Origin of the sequence: Methylobacterium gnaphalii, from assembly GCF_007992215.1 — a bacterium.
In the GTDB taxonomy this organism is placed as follows: Bacteria; Pseudomonadota; Alphaproteobacteria; order Rhizobiales; family Beijerinckiaceae; genus Methylobacterium; species Methylobacterium gnaphalii.
On record NZ_BJZV01000017.1, the window covers coordinates 36537 to 59809 of the forward strand.

Sequence of the window (23273 nt, forward strand, 5' to 3'; positions counted from 1 at the left end):
CGCGGCTAATTTTTCTTGGCCATATACTCTATCATTCCTCCGTCTGAAAAAAGCGGAGCAAGTTCTGGAAGTTCTTTTTCTGCGCTCGCTAGTAATTGTTCGCTGTGGTTTTTCATAAGTGGGAAGATATCTCCCCTTCTAAGCTTCCCATGTTTGATAAGAAATGCGCGCTTTTTGCGCCTTTCGTTTATGTCTGGAATCGTTTGCAACATTTCTTGTATGCGTGATTTGAAATTTGTTTCAAAATTATCAAATTGCTCTATCCCAAATTCGGTTGTGAGCAAATCTTCTTTGTTGCAAATAAGATCTTCAATAGTAACTTTCTTGCCAGAATATCTTACGATGTCCCTTAATTCAGAAAACGAGCGACCAGGGACGCCATATCGATCGCCCATAATAAGTCGAATTCTTTTTATGGAGTCTTCGACATGGTGTTCATTTTTTGGCAGCGCCTCAATAATGCGCGAAAGTGTATAAACAAACTTGGCTCGACCCTCCCTGATCGACCGTGGGAGATCGCATAGCCCGGACGAAATATTTGAGAAATTATATGAGTCTAAGTATATATACATTCCGTAGAGCCAGTTATATCTGCAAAAATCTCATTGAGGAGTGCGGCTGATCTATATTATGGCCTCTGACAAACCTCACAAAAGAACGTCGACCGCCCCGACTGCACGATCCGCGAAACATGCCCCCGGCATCCCTTTGCCGTGCAGACCAAACCCGCTCGGTCGTAGACCCGAAAACTGTGCTGGAAGGCCCCTGCCCCGCCGTCGGGATGGGCGTAGTCGCGGAGCGTGGAGCCGCCCGCCGCGACGGCCTCGGTGAGGACGGTCTTGATCGCCTTGGCCAGCGCATTGGCCCCGCGCGTCGGTGAGCCGTCTGGCCCTGCGAGCGTCCCGGCCGGGGCCTGCGGGTGCAGGCGGGCGCGGTGGAGGGCTTCGCAGACGTAGATGTTGCCCAGCCCCGCGATCAGGCGCTGGTCGAGCAGGGCGGCCTTCAGCGGCGTGATGCGGTGGCGGAACAGGCGGGCGATGGTCGCGCCGGTGAGCTCGTCGCCGAGCGGTTCGATGCCCATGGCGGCGAAGTGCCGGCAGGCGGCGAGCGCGTCGGTCGGCACCAGATCCATGAAGCCGAAGCGGCGCGCGTCGTTGTAGGTGATCGTCGCGCCGGAATTCAGCGCCATCACCACGTGGTCGTGCCGGGCGTTGCCGAGCGCGCCTTCGAGGTAGAAATCGCCGGGCGAGACGTTGGAGCCGTCCGGCAGCGCGACGTCGAAACGGCCGCTCATGCCGAGATGCATGATCAGGCTCTCGCCGGAATCGAGATGCGCCGTGAGGTATTTGGCCCGCCGCGCCAGCGCCGTGACCGTGCGGCCCTCCAGCCGCTCCGCGAAACGCTCCGGGAAGGGAAAGCGCAGGTTCGGCCGCCGCAGGGTCACCCGCGAGAAGCGCGCGCCGACCATCGCCGGCTCCAGGCCGCGGCGCACGGTTTCGACTTCGGGGAGCTCGGGCATTCTTTTAGGACTTATGGCGCGGTTGTAGGAAATGTTTCACGTGAAACGCGGGGGGCTGTCCATCACCCAGTCATCCCCCTCATCCTGAGGTGCGAAGCCTCGAAGGAGGGCTCCAGGGTTCGCGCGTTATCTGGGGCCCTCCTTCGAGGCTTCGCTTCGCTTCGCACCTCAGGATGAGGGGATTGGGTGGGCCGAGGGGTGATGAAGGGACGCCTGTTTCGCGGGTTCGGTTCATAAGCCCTATGCCGCGGCTTCTCCACATGGCGGTCCCGCGGCGCATTCGCTATGAGCGGCGGTGCCCGGCAGCGGCGCGTGGGGAAGCCGACGCGCCGCTGCCGGGCATCTGGGTATGCCGCAGGTTTTGCCGGGGGACCGCGAGGCGCCTCTCCAGGGCCTGCTTGGGACGGATGGGGCGGCATGAGCGTGGCTGACGACGGCACGGCGGATTTCGGCTTCGAGCGTGTCTCGCTCGCCGAGAAGCAGGGCCGGGTGGACGACGTCTTCCGCTCCGTGGCCAAGCGCTACGACCTGATGAACGACCTGATGTCGGGCGGCCTGCACCGGGCCTGGAAGTCGCATCTCATCGGCATGCTGCGGCCGGGCCGCAACCGGCCCTTCCGCCATCTCGACGTGGCCGGCGGCACCGGCGACATCGCCTTCCGCGTGCTGGAGGCCGGCGGGCCGGACACGGAGGTCACCGTCCTCGACATCAACGAGGCGATGCTGCGGGTCGGGCAGGAGCGGGCCGGGTCGCGGTTCGGCCGGCGGATCGAGTTCGTGACGGGCAATGCGGAGGCGCTGCCGATCACCGCGAACATGTTCGACGCGTACACAATCGCCTTCGGAATCCGGAACGTTCCGCGCATCGAGTTGGCGCTGAAGGAGGCCCTTCGCGTGCTCAAGCCGGGCGGGCGTTTCCTGTGCCTGGAATTCTCGCGGGTCGACCTGCCGATCCTCGAAAAGATCTACGACGCCTATTCCTTCCACGTGATCCCGCGCATCGGCGCGCGGGTGGCGGGGGACCGCGAGTCCTACCAGTATCTCGTTGAATCCATACGGAAATTCCCCTCGCCCGGCCGGTTCTCGGCGATGATCGAGGAGGCGAGATTCTCGCGGGTGACGCACCGGGTTCTGTCGGGCGGGATCGTGGCGATCCATTCCGGCTGGAAGGTAGCCTGAGTGGTGGCTCCGCTCGCGCCGGCTGTCCCGAACCACCCCGCAACCCACTGCCCTTCCAGGGTTTTCGCCCTCGGCGAGGCCCGGAACGACCGCGGGGAGTTCGCCCCGTGCTAGGCGGCGTCTTCCATCTCGTCCGCGGCGTGCATGTCGGCTTCGTGCTGGCGCGCGAGGGCGGATTGGCGCTGATCGACCCGGTCGAGCTTCCGCCTCACCTGCGCCTCGCGCTGAAGGTCGGGCGCTCGCTGGAGCGGCGCGGCGTCTCCCAGCAACCCGGTGCGAGCCCGCTGGAGCGGGCCATGACCCGGCTCGGGCCGTCCTACGTGAAGTTCGGGCAGTTCCTGGCGACGCGGCCGGACATCGTCGGCATGGCGGCGGCGCGCGACCTGGAGCGGCTGCAGGACCGGGTGCCGCCGTTCCCCCAGGGCGTCGCAATTCGCATGGTCGAGCAAGAGCTTGGCAAGCCGATCACGGCGCTCTTCGCCTCGTTCAGCGAGCCGGTGGCGGCGGCCTCGATCGCGCAGGTGCACAAGGCGCAGCTGCGCGACAAGGACGGCACGCTGCGCGACGTCGCCGTCAAGGTGATGCGCCCGGACGTGCGCGCGCAATTCGCCCGCGAGCTGCAGGCCATGCGGTTCATGGCCCGCATGGTCCACGCGATGCTGCCCGATGCCGAGCGCCTGCGCCCGCGCGAAGTCGTCGAGACGCTGGCCCGCTCGGTGATGATGGAGATGGACCTGCGGCTCGAGGCCGCCGCCATGTCCGAACTCGCCGAGAATACGAAGAACGACGAGGATTTCCGGGTGCCGCGCCCGGAATGGGAGATGACCTCGCGCAACGTGCTCACCTCGGAATGGATCGACGGCATCCGCCTGAGCGACCGCGCCCGCATCGTCGCCGAGGGGCACGACATCAAGGCGCTCGGGCGCTCGGTGATCCAGTCCTTCCTGCGCCAGGCGATCCGCGACGGCTTCTTCCACGCCGATATGCATCCCGGAAACCTGTTCGTGGACCGGGACGGCCGGCTGACGGCGGTGGATTTCGGCATCATGGGCCGGCTCGGCATGGCGGAGCGGCGGTTCCTCGCCGAGATCCTGCTCGGCTTCATCACCCGCGATTACCGCCAGGTGGCGCAGGTGCATTTCGAGGCGGGCTACGTGCCGCGCCACCACTCCGTGGACGATTTCGCGCAGGCCATCCGCGCCATTGGCGAGCCGATCCACCAGCGCCCCGCCGACGAGATCTCGATGGCGAAGGTGCTCACCCTGCTCTTCGATGTGACCGCGCTGTTCGACATGAGCACGCGCACCGAGCTGGTGATGCTGCAGAAGACCATGGTGGTGGTCGAGGGCGTCGCCCGCTCGCTCGACCCGCAGCTCGACATGTGGACGGGCGCCGAGCCGGTGGTGAAGAGCTGGATCGCCCGCAACCTCGGTCCGATCGGCCGGATCGAGGGAGCTGGCCGGGCGGCCCTGGCGCTCTCGGACGTGATCGCCGACATTCCCGACATCGCTCAGCGCATCCGCCGGATCATGGTGCGGGTGGACGAGGAGAGCAGCGAGGAGGCGCGGCATCTCGGGCGGCTGGTAAAGACCGAGAAGCAGCGCGCGATCTGGTCGACGCTGGCCTTCTGGGCGATCGCGATCGGAGTCCTGGTCCTCGCTTTTCGGTGAGTGCCGTTGGGGACGGCAGGATGTTGTGGGCCAGTAGCAGCCCACTCAGCCCACGAGCCTGACCTTCTCGACCGCATCGCTCACGATGAGAACCTGCCCGTCGCGCAGGGTGCGGTACGCCAGCCCTTCCCGCTCGTAGAAGGCGATCTCCCTCTCGACATCTGCTGATTCCGGGTGATCCGAGCGGTAGTGCACGGCCACCCGGAACGGCACCAGTCCGAGCCCGTCCCAGACGATCTCGCTCGGATAGCCCTCCGGCACCTCGTTCGGATCGTCCACCGCCTCGATGCCGCGCAGGCTCGGCGTGGCTGCCACCGTCGCAGCGCTGAAGCCGCCGTAGACGATCGAGTCCTCGGCGAGCCGGTCGGTGATGATCCGGTCGAAGCCGCTGAGGCGCATCGCGCGCATCAGCACGAAGGTGTTGCCGCCGTTGATCCAGACCATGTCGAACCCGGCCAGCGCCGTGCGCAGGCCGGCCGCGTCGCCGAAGAAGCGGCGCAGGTCGAGTTCGTCGACTGTGAAACCGAGGGCCTGCAGCGCGTCGGTCTCCGTTGCCCGCCACATCCCGCGCGAGGCCTCGTCGCCGTCGAGCGCGTTCATGATGAGGGCAACCCTTCCCCGCGGCGCGAGCGCCACCAGTTCCGCGGGAGTGTCCCCGAGATCGAGGGAGGACAGGTAAAGGCGCATCGTCGTCTCCTGGAGGCTCACCCTTGACGGGTATCACGCAGTCCGTTGACTAGCCGCATGTCCCAGTCCCTCTCCGGCCGGCGCGTTCTCCTGATCATCGGCGGCGGCATCGCGGCCTACAAGGCGCTCGACCTGATCCGGCGCCTGCGCGAGCGCGGCGCCGCGGTGCGGCCGATCCTGACGAAGGCGGCGCAGGAATTCGTGACGCCGCTCGCCGCCGCGGCGCTGGCCGGCCAGCGGGCCCATACCGACCTGTTCGACCGGGCCGACGAGGCCGATATCGGCCATATCCGGCTCGCGCGCGACGCCGACGCCATCGTGGTGGCGCCAGCCACCGCCGACCTGATGGCGCGGATGGCCGGGGGGCACGCGCCCGACCTTGCCTCCACCGTGCTGCTCGCCACCACCCTGCCGATCCTGATTGCGCCCGCGATGAACGTGTGGATGTGGCAGCACCCTGCGACGCAGCGGAATGTTGTGGCGCTCACGGGCGACGGTGTCTCCATTGTAGGCCCCAATGACGGCGCGATGGCCGAGGCCGAGTACGGACCTGGCCGAATGGCCGAGCCGCACGAGATCGCCGACGCCCTGGAAGCCATGCTGAATGAGCGCAGCGAGCGCGGCGCGCTCGGCTTCCTGGCCGGACGGACGGCGCAAAGTGCCGGCAAGGGCGTGCTCGCGGGCAAGACGGTGCTCGTCACCTCGGGGCCGACGCATGAACCGATCGACCCGGTGCGCTATCTCGCCAACCGCTCCTCCGGCCGCCAGGGGCACGCCATCGCGGCTGCGGCCGCATCGGCCGGCGCACGGGTAACGCTGGTCTCGGGACCGGTCTCGATCCCCGATCCGGCCGGTGTCACGGTCGTGCGTGTCGAGACTGCCCGCGAGATGCTTGCCGCGGTCGAGGCCGCCCTGCCGGCCGACATCGCGGTCTTCGCAGCCGCCGTCGGTGACTGGCGTCCGGCCGAAACCCGCGGCGGCAAGATCAAAAAGGACGGCGCGGCCGTGCCGCCGCTGACGCTGGTCGAGAACCCCGACATCCTCGCCACCATCGCCGGCCGCATCAAGGCCCGTCCGCCGCTCGTCGTCGGCTTCGCTGCCGAGACCGACGATGTCCTCGACAACGCGCGGAAGAAACTGGCGAAGAAGGGCTGCGATCTCCTCGTCGCCAATGACGTCTCGCATGAGGGCGGCGTCATGGGCGGGGTTGAGAACACCGTCCACCTCCTGGCCCGCGACGGTGCCCTCGATACCTGGCCACGGCTCGGCAAGGACGAGGTCGGCAAGCGGCTGGTGGCACGGTTCGCGGAGATCCTGAGCGCGATGCCGGGGGGCTGACTCCTGCCGCCTCCACATCCGGCCTGGCCGCTTTCCCCTCCCTAACCGCTGCTGCCGCAGCCCGAGCTGCATTCATCACGCCAGGGTGTTGTCGCGTGGCGTCGAGCCTCGGCTGATATGCGACGGCGCAGTCAGGCCGAGCGCCGGTTCGCGGCGGGTTCGCTGTTCTCGTCCTCAAGGACCCTACGCCGCGCGAGGGAGCAATGACCTTTGCCCATCGATTTGGCGCGGTAGAGCGCCCGGTCTGCGGCCTGCAACAGGCTCGTCAGGCTGTCGCCGTGGTCCGGTGACTGCGCGATGCCGATGCTGACGCCGATCTGGGCGGGGCTTGAATCCCCGACGGCGTAGGGTTCGGAGATCCGGGCGATCAGCCGCTCGGCGAGCGCGATCAACTCCGACCGGCCGCGATCTTCGCAGAGCACCACGAACTCGTCGCCGCCGATCCGCGCGGCCAGTATGCCACGCCCGGCCTCGGCGCGCAGACGCTCGCCGACCATCCTCAGCAGATCGTCGCCGACGGCGTGGCCGTGGGTATCGTTGACCGCTTTGAACCCGTCGAGGTCGAGATAGAGCAGGCCGATCGATCCGGGCCGGATCGCCTGCATAGCCTTCATGGCGGCGTCGAGGCCCGACCGGTTGGAGAGGCCGGTGAGCGCGTCGTGATGGGCGCGGAATCCATTCTCGCGCTCGGCCCGCATGGTCGCGACCATCATCCGATTCAACTTGAACGCGGCGATGGTCATGGTCAGCACGTAGAACGGGATCTGCAGGAACGTCACCATCATGATGGGCTCGCTCGCGAAAGCGGCGCCGAGGCAGCACGGCCCCAGCGTCAGCGCGATCATCAGGGCGGTCAGACGCGGCGCCGCGAAATTGCGAAAGCAGGTGCCGCCGACCATCGCTGCAGCAGACAGGCAGGCCAGCGTCGCCGCGACCCAATCGCCGCTGGTGACGCTGAGGAAGGTTCCAAGGCCGAGGCTCGCGGACCAAGCGAGCGCCAGGACGAGATTGATGTCGGTGGGTGTACGGCGCTTCTGCTCCGCAGCCTTACGCGCCACGATCAGGACGACCAGCCGGGCCAGGCAGATCGCGACCTCGATCGCGAGCCAGCCGAGCATGGCCGGATGCGGGATGCGGTAGGCGATGAGGGCTGCGACGGTGATGGTGTTGGCCACGCCGCCGGCGAAGATCGGCAGCGTGCCGTAGAGGCTGCCGATCAGCGCGATGCGGATGTCGCGTGGAATGTCGGGGCCGGCATAGGCGAGCCAGCGCGTGAAGCGCCAGCGCGGCAGGCTGAAGGTAAGAGGATTGTCGCGCATGCTCGCCCGGGACGGCCGTGGATCTAGGTTCCCGAACGGGGCGGCATCCACGCGCCGCGCGTTGGCTCAACCCTAAGTCTGCGTTCGTTACGAAAAGGTATGCGCGACCAGTGCAGGTGCTGCGGGTCGGTCGCCGTCGGCTTGGAGGATCACTGGAAGGTAGGCGCGCAGCAGGTCGGCGTCGAGCTGGCCGGCCATGCCTTCCATGATGCGCCGGGCCTCTTGGGCGGAGAGGGCGGCGCGGTAGGCGCGGCGCTCGGTCAGCGCCGCGTGGACATCGCAGATCGCCACGATGCGCACGAGGTCGCGGATGTCGGCACCCTTCAGGCCGTCCGGATAGCCGCTGCCGTCGAGGCGCTCGTGATGGTGGCGCACCACGTCGAGGATGGCGGCGTCGTAGGCCTCGTCCTGTGCGAGGAGATCGGCACCAATCGCCGGGTGCTCGCGCATCACGCGCATCTCGTCCGGCGTCAGAGGGCCGGGCTTGTCCAGGATCGCCGCCGGCGTGTGCGCCTTGCCGATGTCGTGCAGCAGGGCAGCCTGCGCCAGGCGATGGGTGTCGCGGCGGCCGAGGCCGATTTCACCCGCGAAGGCGGCGGCGAAGCCGGCCACGCTCAGCGAATGCTCGTAGACGCCGATGTGATGACGGCGCAGGCGGTCGAGCCAGGCGCCGATCCCGGCCTCGGACACGGCGGCGAGCACGATCTCGGTGCCCTCCTCCGCAGCGGACGCGCTCGGAGCACGACCGGACGCGGCTGCACCGAACATCCCGCTGACGAGGCTGATGGCGGTTCCGACGCGCTTGGCGAGCCGGACGGTGGTCGCGTTTGAGGTTTGTGCCTCGTCGATGAGCTTCAGCAGCGTCGGGACGATCCCAGCCGAGCGAGATCCTGCCGAGACGACCGTCGGCACGCCAAACCGACGGGGTTCGGGATCATCGGCATCCTCGCCGTGACGGGCGACGTAGAGGCATGGCACGGCATCAAGGCGCGTTCGCTTGGCGAGCGTCTCGCCCCATGTCGTATCGGGCAGCCCTTCCGCGAGATCGATCAGAAAGGCGAGTGGCGGCTGGGACGGCAGCGCTCGGCCTGGCTCGATGACCTGACAGGGGCGGATGAGGCCGATCGCGCTGGCAAGCCTCTCCGCCCGCTCCCGACGGTCCGAAACCAGAAGGACACTTGCTTCGTGCATGGGGCCGTCATTCGCCCAGTGGCCCCGGAGCCTGGACGGAACGTCGGATCCGCAAGGGGAGGCCCGCAGGATTGCCCTGCGATGGTTTAGGAAGACTCAACGAGCGCCCAGTAAAACGCCACGTCAAGCCCCCTCACCTATTCCGCAGCCACCCTCGGACCGTAGACCCCAGCTTCGTTCGCCGCATGGCCGGGCGCATAGAACGCCGCCTCGTCTTCCGGATCATCCCGCTCGCCGACGAAGCGCCCGAACAGCCGCACGAAGAGCCGCGACAGGTCGTCGACCAGGATAAAGATCGCCGGCACGAAGATCAGCGACAGGCCGGTCGAGACGATCAGGCCGCCGATCACCGCCACCGCCATGGGCGCACGGAACTCGCCGCCGATGCCCAGCGCCATCGCCGAGGGGACCATGCCGGCTGCCATGGCGATGGTGGTCATCACGATCGGCCGCGCGCGCTTGCGGCCGGCATCCGTAATTGCGGTGATGCGGTCGACGCCCCGCGCCATCTCCTCAACGGCGAAATCGATGAGCATAATCGCGTTCTTGGTGACGACGCCCATCAGCATCAAGATGCCGATCACCACGGGCATCGAGATCGGCATGTGGCAGATCAGGAGACCGAGGATGGCGCCGCCGATGGAGAGCGGCAGCGAAAACAGGATGGTCACCGGTTGCAGGAAGTTGCCGAACAGCAGCACCAGCACGCCGAACACCATCATCAGGCCGGCGCCCATGGCCATGGCGAAGCCCTCAAAGACCTCACCCATGATTTCGGCATCGCCCGTCTGCTTGATGACGACCCCTGGCGGCAGGTTCTTGGCGGTGGGCAGCTCCATCACCTGGTTGATCAGCGCGCTGAGCGCGTCCGACCCCTGCAGATCGGCCTCGATGGCCACGCGGATGGCGCGGTCGTAACGGTCGACCGCGGTTGGGCCGCGCCCGAGGGTGATGTCGGCGACGGTGGAGAGCGGCACGGCCGCACCCTGCTTGACCGGCACCTTCAGCGTCTCGAGTTCCGAGAGTTTTCCGCGCACCGTCTCCGGAAGCTGCACGCGGATCGGCACCTGGCGGTCCTTGGCGTTGAACTTGGCGAGGTTGGCTGCGATGTCGCCGATCGTGCCGACGCGAACCGTCTCGGCAATGAGCTCAGTCGATACGCCGAGATCGGCGGCGACGCCGGGTTTCGGCGTGATGCGGATCTCGGTGCGGTCGAGAGGCGCGGTCGACATGACGTTGACGAGATGGGGCACGCCCGCTGCCTCGCGCTGGAGGCGCGCGGCGACGTCGGCCACGACCGGGTAGTCGTTGCCTGAGACGATCAGAGCGAATTCACGCTGGCCGCCTTCCTTGAGCGACCAGAACCGGATGTCCGGCACCTGGCGCAGGATGTCCGAGACCTTGAGGTCGATCTGCTTCTGGGTGAGGTGCCGCTCATTCTTCGGCGTCAGGTTGATGGTCAGGCTGGCGAGCCGGACCTCTTTCTTGCCGGGAAGCTGGCGGCCGCCATCGACGAAGACGGAGCGAACCTCGGGCATCGCCCGGATCGTCTCGACGATGCCATCCGTGACCGTCTTGGTATCGTCGAGCCGGGCGCCGGGCGGCAGTTCGACCACAAACATCGTGCGTGCTGCATCCTCGGCCGGGATGAAGCCGGCCGGCAGCAGACCCGCGGACATGATGGAGCCGGCGAAGCAGGCGAGGCCGAGCACCAGCGTGATGAACTTGTGGCGCACGGACCAGGCGACGACGCGGGAATAGGCGCGCAGGATGATGCCCTCTCGCTCCTCATGCCCGTGGTCGCGCAAGAAGTAGGCGGCGAGGAGCGGCGTGATCAGGCGCGCCACCAGCAGCGACATGAACACCGCGGCCGCGATCGTCATGCCAAACTGCTTGAAGTACTGGCCGGCAATGCCCGGCATGAACGAGACCGGCGCGAAGATCGCGATGATCGTCGCGGTGATCGCGATGACCGCGAGGCCGATCTCGTCGGCCGCCTCCAGCGCCGCGCGGAACGGCGATTTGCCCATGCGCATGTGGCGCACGATGTTCTCGATCTCGACGATGGCATCGTCCACCAGGATGCCGGTGACCAGCGTGATGGCGAGCAGGCTGACAGCGTTCAGCGAGAAGCCGAGCGCGCTCATCACCCAGAAGGTCGGCAGAACCGACAAGGGCAACGCGATCGCCGCGATCAGCGTCGCGCGCCAGTCGCGCAGGAACAGGAACACCACCACGACGGCGAGCAAGGCGCCCTCGATCAGGCCCATCATCGCCGAGTGGTAGTTGCCGATCGTGCCGGTGACGCTGGTATCGATCAGGTCGAAATGCACGCCGGGATTGGCCTCGTACAGCTCGGCGATCTTCTTTGCCACTGCCACCGAGACCTCGGCGTCGCTGGCTCCGTTCGAGCGCGAGATCGCGAAGGCGACCACCGGCTCGCCGTTGAATCGGGCGAAAGTGCGCGGCTCCTCGAAGCTGTCGACCAGCGTCGCCAGTTCGTCGAGCCGGACCTTGCGGCCGCCGGGCACCACGATCGAGGTTGCGCCGAGGTTCTCCAGGCTCGCCGAGGCGCCGAGCAGCCGGATCGACTGCTCGCCGCCGGCGAGCTCACCGCGTCCGCCCGCCATATCCGCGGAGGTCATGCGGACCTGCTTGTTCACGTCGGCCGCCGTGATGCCCAGCGCGAGCAGCCGGTCCGGCTTCAGGGTGATGCGAATTTCGCGGGCGACGCCACCGAGACGCTCGACGCCGCCAACGCCCTTCACACCCTGGACCTGCCGCGCCACGACGTCGTCGACATACCAGGACAGGTCCTCGGGGGTCATGGCCGGTGCCGAAGCGCCGTAGATCATGATCGGCAGGCCGGCGATCTCGACGCGCTGGATCAGCGGCTCGTCGATGGTGCGCGGGAGGTTGATGCGGATCTTATTGATCGCCTCCTTCACGTCGTTGACGGCGCGGTCCTGGCTCACCTCCAGGCGGAACTCGATCGTCGTCGCCGAGATGCCCTCGGAGATGTTCGAGATGACGTGCTTGACGCCCTTGACCCCCGAGACCGCGTCCTCGACCCATTTCGTGACCTGGGTCTGAAGCTCGGACGGCGCGGCGCCCGACTGCGTGATCGTCACGGAGACGATCGGGATGTCGATGTTCGGGAAGCGGGTGATCGGCAGCGAGCGGAAGCTCACCAGGCCGAGCACCATCAGCACCATGAACAGGACGAGCGATGGGATCGGCTTGCGGATCGCCCAGGCCGAGACGTTGAGGCGCATCGCGGGTTCCTCAGCGGGTCTCGGCCGAGGCCTGGTCGGCCTTCGGCGGGACGGCACGGACACGGTCGCCATCGCGCAGGAACGAACCGGAGCGCGCGACCACGAACTCGCCGTTCGAGACGCCCGAGCTCAGCTCGGTGAAGCCCTCGGCGGAGAGACCGGTCGCGACCTTGCGGGAGCGGACCTGCCCGTCCTTGGCGACGAGCACGCTCGCGGTACCGTCTGCCGCGTAGAGCACGGCGGCGAGCGGCACGGCGACGCCCGTGCGGCGCGCAACTTCGACCTTGCCACGGGCGAAAGCGCCGATATGGAGGGCCTGATCGGCCTTGAGGGAGATGCGGACCTTCCCGAGCCGGGTCATCCGGTCGACTTCCGGGTAGATCCGGCGGATGCGGCCATCGAGGCTGTGGGTCTCGTCGATGTCGAGACGGGCGGGGTTGCCCTCCTTGAGGCGCGGCAGGGCCGTCTCCGGCACGTCGCCTTCCAGTTCGATCTCGCCGCGGGCGATGAGACGAAACAGCGGCTCGCCGACGGCGGTCGCGGTGGCACCGAGGCGGGCCGTGCGGCGGTTGACGATGCCGCCCTCGGGCGCGCGGATCTCGGTGCGCGCGCGGCGCAGGGCAATCTCGTTGGCCTGAGCCTTGGCGGTGGCCAGGTCGGCATTCGCCGAATCGAGGCCGCCCTTGGCGGCGGCGAGCCTGCCCTCGGCGGCCTGCGCGGCGGAAACCCGCTGCTCGAGGGTTACAGCGGTGGCGTTGCCGGTCTTGACCAGGGCCTGTGCGCGTTCCAGCGCCTGCTTGGCCTCGACGTTCGCGGCGTCGGCCTGCGTGATCTGGCTGCGCGCCTGGACGATGGCTGCCTCGGCGCGTGCGATCGCCGCCTTGTTCGAGGCCTCCTGCGTCTCGATCATCTCGGTGGACAGCCGGGCGAGCACCTGGCCCTTGGAGACCCGGTCGCCCTCTTCCACCAGAAGTTCGGTGATGCGCAGTCCCTCGACCTCCGGCGCCACCAGAATTTCGTCGCGCGGCACAAGGGTGCCTGTGACGACCGCCTGCTCGACGATTTCGCGGGTTTCGGCCGGCACGACACTCACGGCGGGCAGCAGCGAGGCCGGGTCCGGCACGGAGGCCGGCTCGGCGGCGTGCGCGGCGATGTTGGCGCCAGCCAGAAGGACGGCTGTCAGCAGGGGAAGGAGTCTGATGTGGGTCATGTACACGCTTCGATCATGGGCACGTGAGTGCCCATGTGCCTCGTCCTGCTCCAGACCGGCGATTTCAAGGCGCGACGGTGTCGGAGCTGGCCGTAAGAATGACCCTATCACGACAACGCTAACGTATCTCGCATCATGACGATGTTGCTGCGCAACTTGGACAAGCGTCGGGCGTTAGCCAGTCCAGATCGTTGAACATCCGGATGGTGCATGATGAGCATTTTCCAGATCAAGCAGAAGACCAGCGGCGCCGTTCTCTGGACTGGCAGCGCGCATGACGAGAAGACGGCGCTGGACGCAATGGCGCGGGATGCGGGTTATCCTGATTTCGCCTCGCTCCCCGATCAGCTGCGTGCCCGCGGCATCGAGGCATCGAAGCTCGACCTCATCTCATAGTCGACCTACGGGTGTAGTGGACTGAGGAAGGCATCCTTCGCCGGATGGTGCCATCCTCGTCAGCCGAACGAATGCGCTACGGGTTGAGATCAGTTTTTCAGCCGGCTTCGCTTGCCAACGCCCCGAATTCGGGCCTAGCATTCCCCTGTCGCTGCTCTGGACCTCGGCTTGGAGGGCGATGAAATGGATCGGAGAAAGGAGGCTCGCGCATGCGTTACGCCGTTGTTCTCTCCACGCCGCGCACCGATGAAGGTGACGCGGACGATCCACCGAATGATAACCGACAGGGATGAGGCTTTCGGGGGGGGGTTGAGCGCTGCCTTCAACGGACCCTTTGGGTTCGTAGCGGCGGCCCGATCCTGACGGGGAACCCTTGAACTCGAAAGCGTGGACCCTGCCAAAGGCCCGACCCTCGCACAGTCGGGCCTTTCTTATGCGCGGTCTCGCCGAGCTTCTCGATGATACCCTGGTGGTGGCGAGGGCGACGTTGTCGGGATTGAGCCGCACGCGGTGGTGTGGCGAGGCTCACACCTTCGGCCGCGGTCCATAGCTCCTGAACTTCTCGACGTTGCGGGCGATCTCGTCGTCCGACAGCACGTGCGGCGTACCGATCTGCAGAGCCACTGCGTATTGTCGGCAAAGCGTCTCCAGCTCGACGGCGAGCCATAGCGCCTTCGAGAGACCGGGCCCCGTGGCGATCATGCCATGATTGGCGAGCAGGCAGCAGGCCCTCCCCTCCAGCGCTTCGAGCGCCAGCTCCGAGAGTTCCGGCGTGCCGAAGGTGGCGTAGCCGCTGCAGCGGATCGTCGGACCGCCGGCGGCCGCGATCATATAGTGGACCGCAGGGATATCCTGACGGCACATGGCGAAGGCGGTGCAGTGGATCGGATGCGCGTGGACGACAGCGTTCACGTCCGGTCGCCGCTCCAGGATGTCGCGGTGGATGCGCCACTCGCTCGATGGGACCAGTGGGTGGTCGAAGGAGCCGTCCATCTCAACGAAGACGACGTCGTCGGCGCTCATCTGCTCGTAGGGCAAACCGGACGGCGTGATCAGCAGGCCATCGCCCCAACGCACCGAGACGTTGCCGGACGTTCCGTGATTGATGCCGAGCCCGTTCATGGAACGGGCAGCGTCGACGATCGACTGGCGCACCGCGAACTCGGTGTGACGGGACATGCTGGCCTCCTGCACGCCCGTCTTTGCCGACACAGGCCGGTCTGACAACCGGTCTCAGTGGCGTACGTCGGACTTCAGCATGTCGCTGCCGAAAGCAAATCCCGCGAAGGTCGCGGCTGCGAGAACGAACACGACCAGCTCCCCACCCATCACCTGCTCCGTCGCCGCCTGTATGAATGGTTAAGCTGTAAAGCCGCCGTGTGTTCCGCCCTCTCGTCGAATTCGTCTTTGACAAGCCTCAATGTTCGCTCCGCCATGTCACAAGCCGCGTACCCGCGCTTGACCTGGCCTTCTCCGGCACCGACATCGGAGACTTCACAGGAGCGATCATGGCGGGCCTCAAGGACAAGCGCGGCTTCATCGATAAGGACCGTCTGGACCTCTCCGAACGGAAGGCTGTCGAGTACTGGATGAAGCGCTGGGGCGTGACCCAGGATCAGATCACCGCCGCACATCGTAAGGTCGGCCGCATGACCAAGGACATCGCGGCCGAACTCGGCAAGAAGCGCTGACCCGCATGCCTCGCTACTTCTTTCACACCCATATCGACGACGACGTGATCGTCGACCCCGATGGCCGCGAGCTGGCGGATCCCGATGCGGCCTGGGCGGCGGCACGCGTGCTAGCCCTTCAGCTCCTCCAGGGCACAGACAGCGACCCAGCCCTGTTCCAGGCCGTTCTCTTCGTGACGGATGAGAGCGAGACCGTGGTGCTGGAATTCCCGCTATCCGAGGCGCTGGTGACCGAACCGCTGCCGCCGGACGGCGGTGAGACGCGCCACTGAGCCGCTTGGCGAGAGGCCAGATCAGACCTGGAGCGTATTTCGGAACAAGCCGTGGAAGACTGGGTTTTTTGGCCACAACAGGCGTGATGTCTTCGGCGAAGCTTCTCCTGCCAAGGTGTCGCGTCTCCTGCTCGACATCACATGCGGGAGGCAGCCATGGGTTTGTTCACGAAAGACATCAAAACGCTGGACGATCTCTTCGTCCATACGCTTCAGGACATCTATTACGCCGAGAACCAGATCACCAAAGCTTTGCCGAAGATGATCGACAAGGCGACTGATCCGCAGCTCAAGCAGGGTTTCGAGACGCATCTTCGCGAGACCGAAGGCCAGATCAAGCGGCTTGAGCAGGTCTTCGAGATGCATGGGCACTCGCCGAAGGCGGTCACCTGCCCGGCGATCAACGGGATCATCGAGGAGGCCAACGAGCTGGCCGGCGACGTCGCGGACAAGGAGGTGCTCGATGCCGCCCTCCTCGCCTCGGCCCAGGCCGTCGAGCACTATGAGATCACGCGCTACGGCACGCTGATCGCCTGGGCGAAGCGTCTCGGCCGCGACGACTGTGCCCAGGTGCTGTCGCAGAACCTCGAAGAGGAAAAGGCAACCGATCAGAAGCTCTCGGATCTCGCCGGCAGCCATGTGAACCGTCAGGCTGCCTAGAGAGCTTGCTGCCGGGCAGCGCGGAACACCCCTGCCGCCCGGCGGTTGGGGAGCACATCCATCCTACGGAGTTTTGTCGTGATGAAGCGCTCTCTCACCGGCCCGGCCCTCTTGCTTGCCCTCGCTGGTTTCGGCATCGCCGGCACGCCGGCTGAGGCCAAGGGCTGTCTCAAGGGTGCGGCTGCGGGCGGGATTGCCGGTCACATGGCCGGGCATGGCAAGGCGGGCGCGGCGGTCGGCTGCGCCGTCGGACATCACCAGGCCAACAAGAAGGACAAGCAGCAGGGCGGCCAGCAGGGTCAGCCCCCGGGCCAATAGTGCTCATCGATAGGACGTAAATATCTGCATGAATCTCCGCGGGCCGGTGAATGCGTTCCACGCGGCCTGCGGAGATTCTGAGGCGCTGCCCAACAATCGTCGCGATTGACCAGTGAGTCTCGGCTCTTGCCGCCGCTGGACGACGTTCTCGCCGATCCGGTCGGCTGCAGGGCGTAGAGTGTATGCAGGGAGCGTTGGATTGGTGGAGATTGATATTCGGCAGAGCCGTCTCGACACGGTCAGTTCGCTGGCATCGACATTGGCCGATCAGTTGCTCACCGAAGGCCTCGCGAGTGGTGCGTTCTGCCCGGAGAAAGGTGAAGCGCTGGAGAAGGCCACCCTGCTCCTCGAAGAATGCGACCACCCGGTTCCGGACATCGTCGCGAATGCTCTCGCGCAGTACCGTCACGACGATCTGCGCGGAAACGGGACGTCGGCCGCCGACGAAACAGCTGACGATGCTGGCCGCGTCACGGGTGGCGCCAAGGGCGCGTTCTTCCGGCTGATCCGTTCCGTGCGTCCGGCTGCCTTCGCCTGAGCGGCGAGGCCGGCGCTCTTTCCGAAAGCCCGTGCGGCCTGAGACCTGGCTTCGGTCTCAGCTGTGGATCACCTTCCCATACGCATCGAGCACGCTCTCGTGCATCATCTCCGAGAGCGTGGGGTGCGGGAAGACCGTGTGCATCAGCTCTTCTTCGGTCGTCTCCAGGTTCATGGCGACGACGTAGCCCTGGATCAGCTCCGTTACCTCGGCGCCGACCATGTGCGCGCCGAGCAACTGGCCGGTCTTGGCGTCGAACACTGTCTTGATCAGCCCGTCCGGCTCGCCGAGCGCGATGGCCTTCCCGTTGCCCGCGAAGGGGAAACGGCCGACCTTCACCTCGAAACCCTGCTCCCGGGCCTTGGCCTCGGTGAGGCCCACGCTGGCGATCTGCGGCTGGCAATAGGTGCAGCCGGGAATCTTGCCCTTGTCCATCGGGTGGGTGGGAAGCCCCTTGATGGTCTCGATGCAGATCACGCCCTCGTGCTCGGCCTTGTGCGCCAGCATCGGTGGCCCGGCGACGTCGCCGATGGCGTAGATGCCGTCCACGTTGGTGCGGCCGAGTCCGTCGGTGACGACGATGCCGCGCTCGATCTTCACACCGAGCTTTTCGAGCCCGAGATTCCCGACGTTGCCGACGACGCCGACCGCGGAGATCAGCTTTTCGGCCGTCAACTGCTGCGTCTTACCCTTGTCGTCCTCGACCGTGGCGGTGACGGCATTCGCACTCTTCTCAACCTTGGTGACCTTAGCGCCGGTGAGAATCTTGATGCCCTGCTTCTCGAAGCGCTTGCGGGCAAGGCCGGCGATCTCGCGATCCTCCACCGGCAGGATCTGTGGCAGCAGCTCGATCACCGTCACCTCGGCGCCCATGGTGCGGTAGAACGAGGCGAACTCGATACCGATGGCGCCAGAGCCCATCACGAGCAGTGATTTCGGCATGCTCTCCGGGACCATGGCGTCGTAGTAGGTCCAGATCTGCTTCTTGTCGGGCTCGATACCGGGCAGCGCGCGCGGGCGGGCACCTGTCGCGACGATGATGTGCCGGGCGCTGTAGCTGCCCGCGCCCTTGGCACCCTTCGGGGGCTCGGCGCGCTTGGTCTCTTTCACCGTGACCTTGCCGGGCGCGTCGATCGCGGCCTCGCCCCAGATCACGTCGACCTTGTTCTTCTTCAGCAGCATGCCGACGCCGCCATTCAGACGGCCCGAGACGCCGCGCGAGCGCTTCACGATCGCCGCGGTATCGAAGCCGACGTCCTTGGCGGAAAGCCCGTAATCGCCGGCATTCTGCATATAGTGGTAGATCTCGGCCGAACGCAGCAGCGCCTTGGTCGGGATGCAGCCCCAGTTCAGGCAGATGCCGCCGAGATGCTCGCGGTCGACCACCGCCGTCTTGAAGCCGAGCTGTGCAGCGCGGATCGCCGTGACATAGCCGCCGGGTCCGGCACCGATGATGAGGACGTCGTAGGTCTCGGACATTCAAGGCTCCGCCTTCTCTCCTTCCCCTTGCGGGGAGGAGTTGGAGGTCATTGTTCGTGGCTGATGCGGCTCTGCCAGGTCAGACGAGCATCCCCATCGGGCTCTCGATCAGCGTCTTGAAGGCCGACAGCAGTTCCGCGCCCAGTGCGCCGTCCATGACGCGGTGATCGCAGGACAGCGTCACCGTCATGACTTGCGCGACCACGGGCTGGTCGTCCTTGCCGACGATGATGCGCTTCTCGCCAGCACCGACCGCCAGGATCGAGGATTGCGGCGGATTGATCACCGCCGTGAAGTGCTTCATCCCGAACATGCCGAGATTGGACACGGAGGTGACGCCGCCCTGGTACTCCTCGGGCTTGAGCTTCTTGGCACGCGCGCGGGCCGCGAAATCCTTCATCTCGTTGGAGATGGTCGAGAGCGTCTTCTGGTCGGCCTTGCGGATCACCGGCGTGAACAACCCGCCGTCAATGGCGACCGCGACGCCGACCTCGGCATTGTTGAATTTCAGCACCCGGTCCTCGGCGAAGACCGCATTGGCATCCGGCACGCGCATCAGCGCGAGGCCCATCGCCTTGATGATGAAGTCGTTCACCGACAGCTTGAAGGCCGGCTTGCCGTCCTTGTCCTTGGCGGCGCTGTCGTTGAGCTGTGACCGCAGGGCGAGCAGGGCGTCGATCTGGCAGTCGACCGTGAGGAAGAAGTGCGGGGCAATCTGCATCGCCTCGGTGAGGCGGCGGGCTATCGTCTTGCGCATGCCGTCGAGCGGCACTTCCTCGTAAGCATCCTTGCTGAAAAAGCCGCGGACCTGATCGATGCCGAGCGGCTGCACGCCCCCTCCCCCGGAGGCCGGCTTGGCCGCGGGCGCCTTGGCTTCGGGAGCCGCTGCTGCCTCGGGCTTGGCCGGAGCCTTGCCCGTCCCGCTCTTGGCGGCCTCGCGCACGTCACGCTCGATGATGCGGCCGCGCGGGCCGGAGCCACTGATCGCCGAGAGGTCCAGGCCTTCCTGCGCGGCGATGCGGCGGGCGAGCGGTGAGGCGAAGATGCGCTCGCCCTCCGTGCGCGCCGCTGGCTCTCCCGAACGGGTCGCCACGGCGCCCTCGGGCGCCTCGTTCGCGCGGGCATAGGCAGGCTGAGCGGCCTCGTCGGGAGCCGTCTTGGGCTCGGGCGCGGCGGCGGGTGCCTCCGTTGCCTTCGGCGCATCGTCGCCGGAAGGCGCGCTCACGCTCTTGGGATCCTCGCCCTCTTCGGCGATCAGCGCGATCAGGTCGTTCACCGGCACGTCCGCCGTGCCCTCGGGCACGACGATCTTGGCGAGCACGCCCTCATCGACGGCCTCAACCTCCATGGTCGCCTTGTCGGTCTCGATCTCGGCGAGCACGTCGCCGGATTTGACCGCATCGCCCTCCTTCTTGAGCCATTTGGCGAGGTTGCCCTTCTCCATGGTCGGAGACAGGGCGGGCATCAGGACGTTGATCGGCATCGCGTTTCCAGAGTCCCGTGCGGTCGGTCAGTTGAAGCTGTCCGGATCGAGGCTCTCGGCCTCCATCCCGGCGCGGATGCGCTCGAAGGCCTCGTCCTCGGACATGTCCGTCTCCAGCGCGTAGGTGCGCGCGGCTTGGCGGCCGAGGTCGATCAGCAGGCGGCCCCAGGTCGCTGGATCGTCGAAGGAGCGGCGGAGCGCGACGCTCACGGCACCGTCGACCACCGCGGCACGCAGCACCTCGACGCCGCCGTGCTCGACGGCGTCCGGTGGTATGGCGAGTTCGGTGAATTCCTTGCTCATGACGCGCGGCCTCGTGTTCCGCCCCGAGGGAATAAGAGATGCCGGATCGCTGCCCGCATCACTTGTAGCAGACGGCCTTCGCCGCCTCGATCACCTCGGCCACGCTCGGCAGGGCGAGCTTCTCGAGGTTCGCCGCATAGGGCATCGGCACGTCCTTGCCGGTCACCCGCAGCACCGGAGCGTCGAGATAATCGAAGGCGTCGGCCATCAGGCGGGCGACGATCTCGGCGCCGACGCCGCTCTGCGGGAAGCCCTCCTCGACGGTGACACAGCGGCCGGTCTTCTTCACGGATTCGACGATGGTGGCGCTGTCCATCGGGCGCAGCGTGCGCAGGTCGATCACCTCGGCCTCGATGCCCTCCTCGGCGAGCGCCTGCGCGGCCTTGAGCGCGTAGGTCATGCCGATGGAGAAGGAGACGAGGGTCACGTCCTTGCCCGGCCGATGCACCTTCGCCTTGCCGATCGGCAGCACGAAGTCGTCGAGCTGCGGCACCGGGAAGCTCTGGCCGTAGAGGATCTCGTTCTCGAGGAAGATCACCGGATTGGGGTCGCGGATCGCGGCCTTGAGCAGGCCCTTGGCGTCAGAGGCCGTGTAGGGCGCCACCACCTTCAGGCCGGGAACGTTCGAGTACCAGGCGGAGTAGTCGTGGCTGTGCTGGGCGCCGACGCGGGCCGCGGCGCCGTTGGGGCCGCGGAAGACGATCGGGCAGCCGAGCTGGCCGCCTGACATGTACAGGGTCTTGGCCGCCGAGTTGATGATGTGGTCGATCGCCTGCATGGCGAAGTTGAAGGTCATGAATTCGCAGATCGGCCGCAGGCCCGCAAAGGCCGAGCCCACCGCGATGCCGGCGAAGCCGTGTTCGGTGATCGGCGTGTCGACGACGCGGCGTGCGCCGAATTCCTGCAACAGCCCCTGCGTGATCTTGTAGGCGCCCTGGTATTCGGCGACCTCCTCGCCCATCACGAAGACCGTTTCGTCCTTGCGCATCTCCTCGGCCATGGCATCGCGCAGGGCCTCGCGCACGGTCATCGAGGCCATCGGCGTATCGGCCGGGAACTCGTCCATCACCGGCTCGGTGGCCTTGCTGGTGACGGCAGCCGGCGCGGCCGGCGCCTTCGGAGCGTCCTCGCTCGATTTCGCGTCGGCGGAGGCCTCCTTCGCCATCCCCTCGGCCTGCATCTGCGGAGTTGGCGCGGCCGGGTCGTTGTCCCGGCCATTCGACTTCGCCTTGCCGCTGCCTGACGCGGCCTCGGAGACGTCCTCGCCCTCACCCGCGATGATCGCGATCGGCGTGTTGACGGCGACGTTCTCGGTGCCGTCCGGAACCAGGATCTTGGCGAGCACGCCCTCGTCGATCGCCTCGACCTCCATGGTTGCCTTGTCGGTCTCGATCTCGGCAAGGATGTCGCCGGACTTGACCGCGTCACCCTCCTTCTTGAGCCATTTGGCGAGCTTGCCCTCCTCCATGGTGGGCGAGAGGGCGGGCATCAGGATGTCGGTCGCCATGGACGCTGCTCTATCGATCCGGTCTCGTGGGGTGGTCGGTCGGCCGAGCTGGGCTCAGGCGCGAGCCTCCAGCAGAATGTCCGTCCAGAGCTCCCGCGGATCGGGCTCGGGATCGTTCGTAGCGAAGTCGGCGGATTCGTTGACGATCTCGCGGATCTCCGCATCCGTCGCCTTGAGATCCGCCTCAGCGACGCCGTGCGCCTCGATCAGGCGCTTGCGCACCATCTCGATCGGGTCGTGCTCGTCGCGCATCTTCGAGACCTCGTCCTTCGACCGGTATTTGGCCGGGTCGGACATGGAGTGGCCGCGGTAGCGATAGGTCTGCATCTCCAGAATGTAGGGCCCTTTGCCAGACCTGGCGTGCTCGACGGCGCGGATTGCGGCCTCACGCACGGTGCGGACATCCATGCCGTCGACCTGCTCACCGGGGATGCCGAACGAGAGGCCGCGCCTCGAAAAATCAGGCTGGGCCGAGGCGCGAGCCACAGACGTGCCCATGGCGTAGCGGTTGTTCTCGATCACGTAGACCACCGGCAGCTTCCAGAGAGCCGCCATGTTGAAGCTCTCGTAGACCTGGCCCTGGTTGGCCGCGCCGTCACCCATATAGGTGAAGCTGACCTTGCCGTTCTTGGTATAGGCGTCGGCGAACGCGAGGCCTGTACCGAGCGAGACCTGCGCGCCGACGATGCCGTGGCCGCCGAAGAACTGCTTCTCGCGCGAGAACATGTGCATCGAGCCGCCCTTGCCGCGGCTATAGCCGCCCCGGCGGCCGGTCAGCTCGGCCATGACCCCCTTGGCGTCCATGCCGCAGGCCAGCATGTGCCCGTGGTCGCGGTATCCGGTGATGACCTGGTCGCCATCGGTCGAGGCCATCTGCAGGCCGACCACGACGGCCTCCTGGCCGATATAGAGGTGGCAGAAGCCACCGATGAGTCCCATGCCGTAGAGCTGGCCCGCCTTCTCTTCGAAGCGGCGGATCAGCAGCATCTCCCGATAGGCGTGGAGATCCTCGTCCTTGGTAAATTGCGGGATGTTCGGCGCCGGCTTGTGCTCGGGCGCGTCCACCGTGGATGCGGCCTTGCCCGGATTTCTGCCTGCTGCCATCGGCACTCTCCCGAAACTCATGTTTCGAGAGGGTTCTAGAGCGCGGTGCACCGGAAAGCGAGGGTCGGCCTGACAGAGTCTTCAGCGTGTTACGGCCAAGCTCAGCGCGACTAACCGTCGATGAGACAAGGTGG

Annotated in this window: 22 protein-coding genes; 9 read left to right on the plus strand and 13 right to left on the minus strand. The window is 66.4% G+C overall.

Annotation, left to right across the window (positions count from 1 at the left end; genetic code table 11):
* Positions 1-5: 5 nt before the first annotated feature.
* Both MGN01_RS15510 and mutM read right to left on the minus strand, forming a co-directional pair.
* Positions 6-395, minus strand: a complete 390-nt coding sequence (locus MGN01_RS15510) for a hypothetical protein (protein ID WP_147047734.1) — start codon at positions 393-395, stop codon at positions 6-8.
* Positions 396-628: 233 nt separating this feature from the next.
* The gene (mutM, locus tag MGN01_RS15515; RefSeq protein WP_147047735.1) at positions 629-1519 is read right to left on the minus strand and encodes a bifunctional DNA-formamidopyrimidine glycosylase/DNA-(apurinic or apyrimidinic site) lyase; all 891 of its coding nucleotides are present in this window, start codon (positions 1517-1519) and stop codon (positions 629-631) included.
* 417 nt (positions 1520-1936) lie between these two features.
* Between mutM and ubiE the strand changes: the two genes are divergently transcribed.
* The gene (ubiE, locus tag MGN01_RS15520) at positions 1937-2698 is read left to right on the plus strand and encodes a bifunctional demethylmenaquinone methyltransferase/2-methoxy-6-polyprenyl-1,4-benzoquinol methylase UbiE (RefSeq protein ID WP_147047736.1); all 762 of its coding nucleotides are present in this window, start codon (positions 1937-1939) and stop codon (positions 2696-2698) included.
* Between the two features lie 107 nt (positions 2699-2805).
* Positions 2806-4368 carry a 2-polyprenylphenol 6-hydroxylase gene (gene ubiB / locus MGN01_RS15525; RefSeq protein ID WP_147047737.1) on the plus strand — a complete coding sequence of 521 codons (1563 nt, stop codon included), beginning with the start codon at positions 2806-2808 and terminating at the stop codon, positions 4366-4368.
* Positions 4369-4413: 45 nt separating this feature from the next.
* Here ubiB and MGN01_RS15530 read toward each other — a convergent pair whose 3' ends face one another.
* A complete protein-coding gene (locus tag MGN01_RS15530; RefSeq protein WP_147047738.1) occupies positions 4414-5055 on the minus strand; it encodes a Type 1 glutamine amidotransferase-like domain-containing protein in 642 nt (213 codons plus the stop codon).
* A 57-nt stretch (positions 5056-5112) separates the two neighbouring features.
* On the opposite strand from MGN01_RS15530, the gene coaBC reads away from it, so the two are divergent.
* Positions 5113-6393 carry a bifunctional phosphopantothenoylcysteine decarboxylase/phosphopantothenate--cysteine ligase CoaBC gene (coaBC, locus tag MGN01_RS15535; protein ID WP_147047739.1) on the plus strand — a complete coding sequence of 427 codons (1281 nt, stop codon included), beginning with the start codon at positions 5113-5115 and terminating at the stop codon, positions 6391-6393.
* A 131-nt stretch (positions 6394-6524) separates the two neighbouring features.
* On the opposite strand, the gene MGN01_RS15540 is transcribed toward coaBC, so the two are convergent.
* From MGN01_RS15540 to MGN01_RS15555, 4 genes are all read right to left on the minus strand, one after another.
* Complete coding sequence (locus tag MGN01_RS15540) at positions 6525-7712, minus strand: GGDEF domain-containing protein (RefSeq protein WP_147047740.1); 1188 nt, start codon at positions 7710-7712, stop codon at positions 6525-6527.
* 87 nt (positions 7713-7799) lie between these two features.
* Entirely contained in the window at positions 7800-8903 is a 1104-nt protein-coding gene (locus MGN01_RS15545; protein WP_147047741.1) for an HD-GYP domain-containing protein, read from the minus strand.
* Between the two features lie 137 nt (positions 8904-9040).
* On the minus strand, positions 9041-12178 hold the full coding sequence (locus MGN01_RS15550; protein ID WP_147047742.1) for an efflux RND transporter permease subunit: 3138 nt from the start codon (positions 12176-12178) through the stop codon (positions 9041-9043).
* 10 nt (positions 12179-12188) lie between these two features.
* The gene (locus tag MGN01_RS15555) at positions 12189-13388 is read right to left on the minus strand and encodes an efflux RND transporter periplasmic adaptor subunit (RefSeq protein ID WP_147047743.1); all 1200 of its coding nucleotides are present in this window, start codon (positions 13386-13388) and stop codon (positions 12189-12191) included.
* Positions 13389-13601: 213 nt separating this feature from the next.
* On the opposite strand from MGN01_RS15555, the gene MGN01_RS15560 reads away from it, so the two are divergent.
* Positions 13602-13784 (plus strand): hypothetical protein, encoded by a 183-nt coding sequence (locus tag MGN01_RS15560; protein WP_147047793.1) that lies wholly within the window; start codon positions 13602-13604, stop codon positions 13782-13784.
* 525 nt (positions 13785-14309) lie between these two features.
* Here MGN01_RS15560 and MGN01_RS15565 read toward each other — a convergent pair.
* Positions 14310-14963 (minus strand): class II aldolase/adducin family protein, encoded by a 654-nt coding sequence (locus tag MGN01_RS15565; protein ID WP_147047744.1) that lies wholly within the window; start codon positions 14961-14963, stop codon positions 14310-14312.
* 329 nt (positions 14964-15292) lie between these two features.
* Here MGN01_RS15565 and MGN01_RS15570 point away from each other — a divergent pair, with 329 nt between their 5' ends.
* From MGN01_RS15570 to MGN01_RS15590, 5 genes are all read left to right on the plus strand, one after another.
* On the plus strand, positions 15293-15475 hold the full coding sequence (locus MGN01_RS15570) for a DUF3606 domain-containing protein (RefSeq protein WP_147047745.1): 183 nt from the start codon (positions 15293-15295) through the stop codon (positions 15473-15475).
* Between the two features lie 5 nt (positions 15476-15480).
* On the plus strand, positions 15481-15747 hold the full coding sequence (locus MGN01_RS15575) for a DUF6894 family protein (protein ID WP_147047746.1): 267 nt from the start codon (positions 15481-15483) through the stop codon (positions 15745-15747).
* Positions 15748-15903: 156 nt separating this feature from the next.
* Positions 15904-16407 (plus strand): YciE/YciF ferroxidase family protein, encoded by a 504-nt coding sequence (locus tag MGN01_RS15580; protein WP_147047747.1) that lies wholly within the window; start codon positions 15904-15906, stop codon positions 16405-16407.
* 81 nt (positions 16408-16488) lie between these two features.
* Positions 16489-16725 carry a hypothetical protein gene (locus MGN01_RS15585; protein WP_147047748.1) on the plus strand — a complete coding sequence of 79 codons (237 nt, stop codon included), beginning with the start codon at positions 16489-16491 and terminating at the stop codon, positions 16723-16725.
* 202 nt (positions 16726-16927) lie between these two features.
* Positions 16928-17263 (plus strand): hypothetical protein, encoded by a 336-nt coding sequence (locus MGN01_RS15590; RefSeq protein WP_147047749.1) that lies wholly within the window; start codon positions 16928-16930, stop codon positions 17261-17263.
* 57 nt (positions 17264-17320) lie between these two features.
* On the opposite strand, the gene lpdA is transcribed toward MGN01_RS15590, so the two are convergent.
* The 5 genes from lpdA to pdhA all read right to left on the minus strand — a co-directional run bounded on the left by lpdA (position 17321) and on the right by pdhA (position 23139).
* On the minus strand, positions 17321-18742 hold the full coding sequence (gene lpdA, locus MGN01_RS15595) for a dihydrolipoyl dehydrogenase (RefSeq protein WP_147047750.1): 1422 nt from the start codon (positions 18740-18742) through the stop codon (positions 17321-17323).
* Between the two features lie 79 nt (positions 18743-18821).
* The gene (locus MGN01_RS15600) at positions 18822-20225 is read right to left on the minus strand and encodes a pyruvate dehydrogenase complex dihydrolipoamide acetyltransferase (protein ID WP_147047751.1); all 1404 of its coding nucleotides are present in this window, start codon (positions 20223-20225) and stop codon (positions 18822-18824) included.
* 27 nt (positions 20226-20252) lie between these two features.
* Positions 20253-20528 carry a DUF5076 domain-containing protein gene (locus MGN01_RS15605; protein ID WP_147047752.1) on the minus strand — a complete coding sequence of 92 codons (276 nt, stop codon included), beginning with the start codon at positions 20526-20528 and terminating at the stop codon, positions 20253-20255.
* A gap of 58 nt (positions 20529-20586) precedes the next feature.
* Positions 20587-22035 (minus strand): pyruvate dehydrogenase complex E1 component subunit beta, encoded by a 1449-nt coding sequence (locus MGN01_RS15610; RefSeq protein ID WP_147047753.1) that lies wholly within the window; start codon positions 22033-22035, stop codon positions 20587-20589.
* Between the two features lie 54 nt (positions 22036-22089).
* A complete protein-coding gene (gene pdhA / locus MGN01_RS15615; protein ID WP_147047754.1) occupies positions 22090-23139 on the minus strand; it encodes a pyruvate dehydrogenase (acetyl-transferring) E1 component subunit alpha in 1050 nt (349 codons plus the stop codon).
* Positions 23140-23273 lie beyond the last annotated feature (134 nt).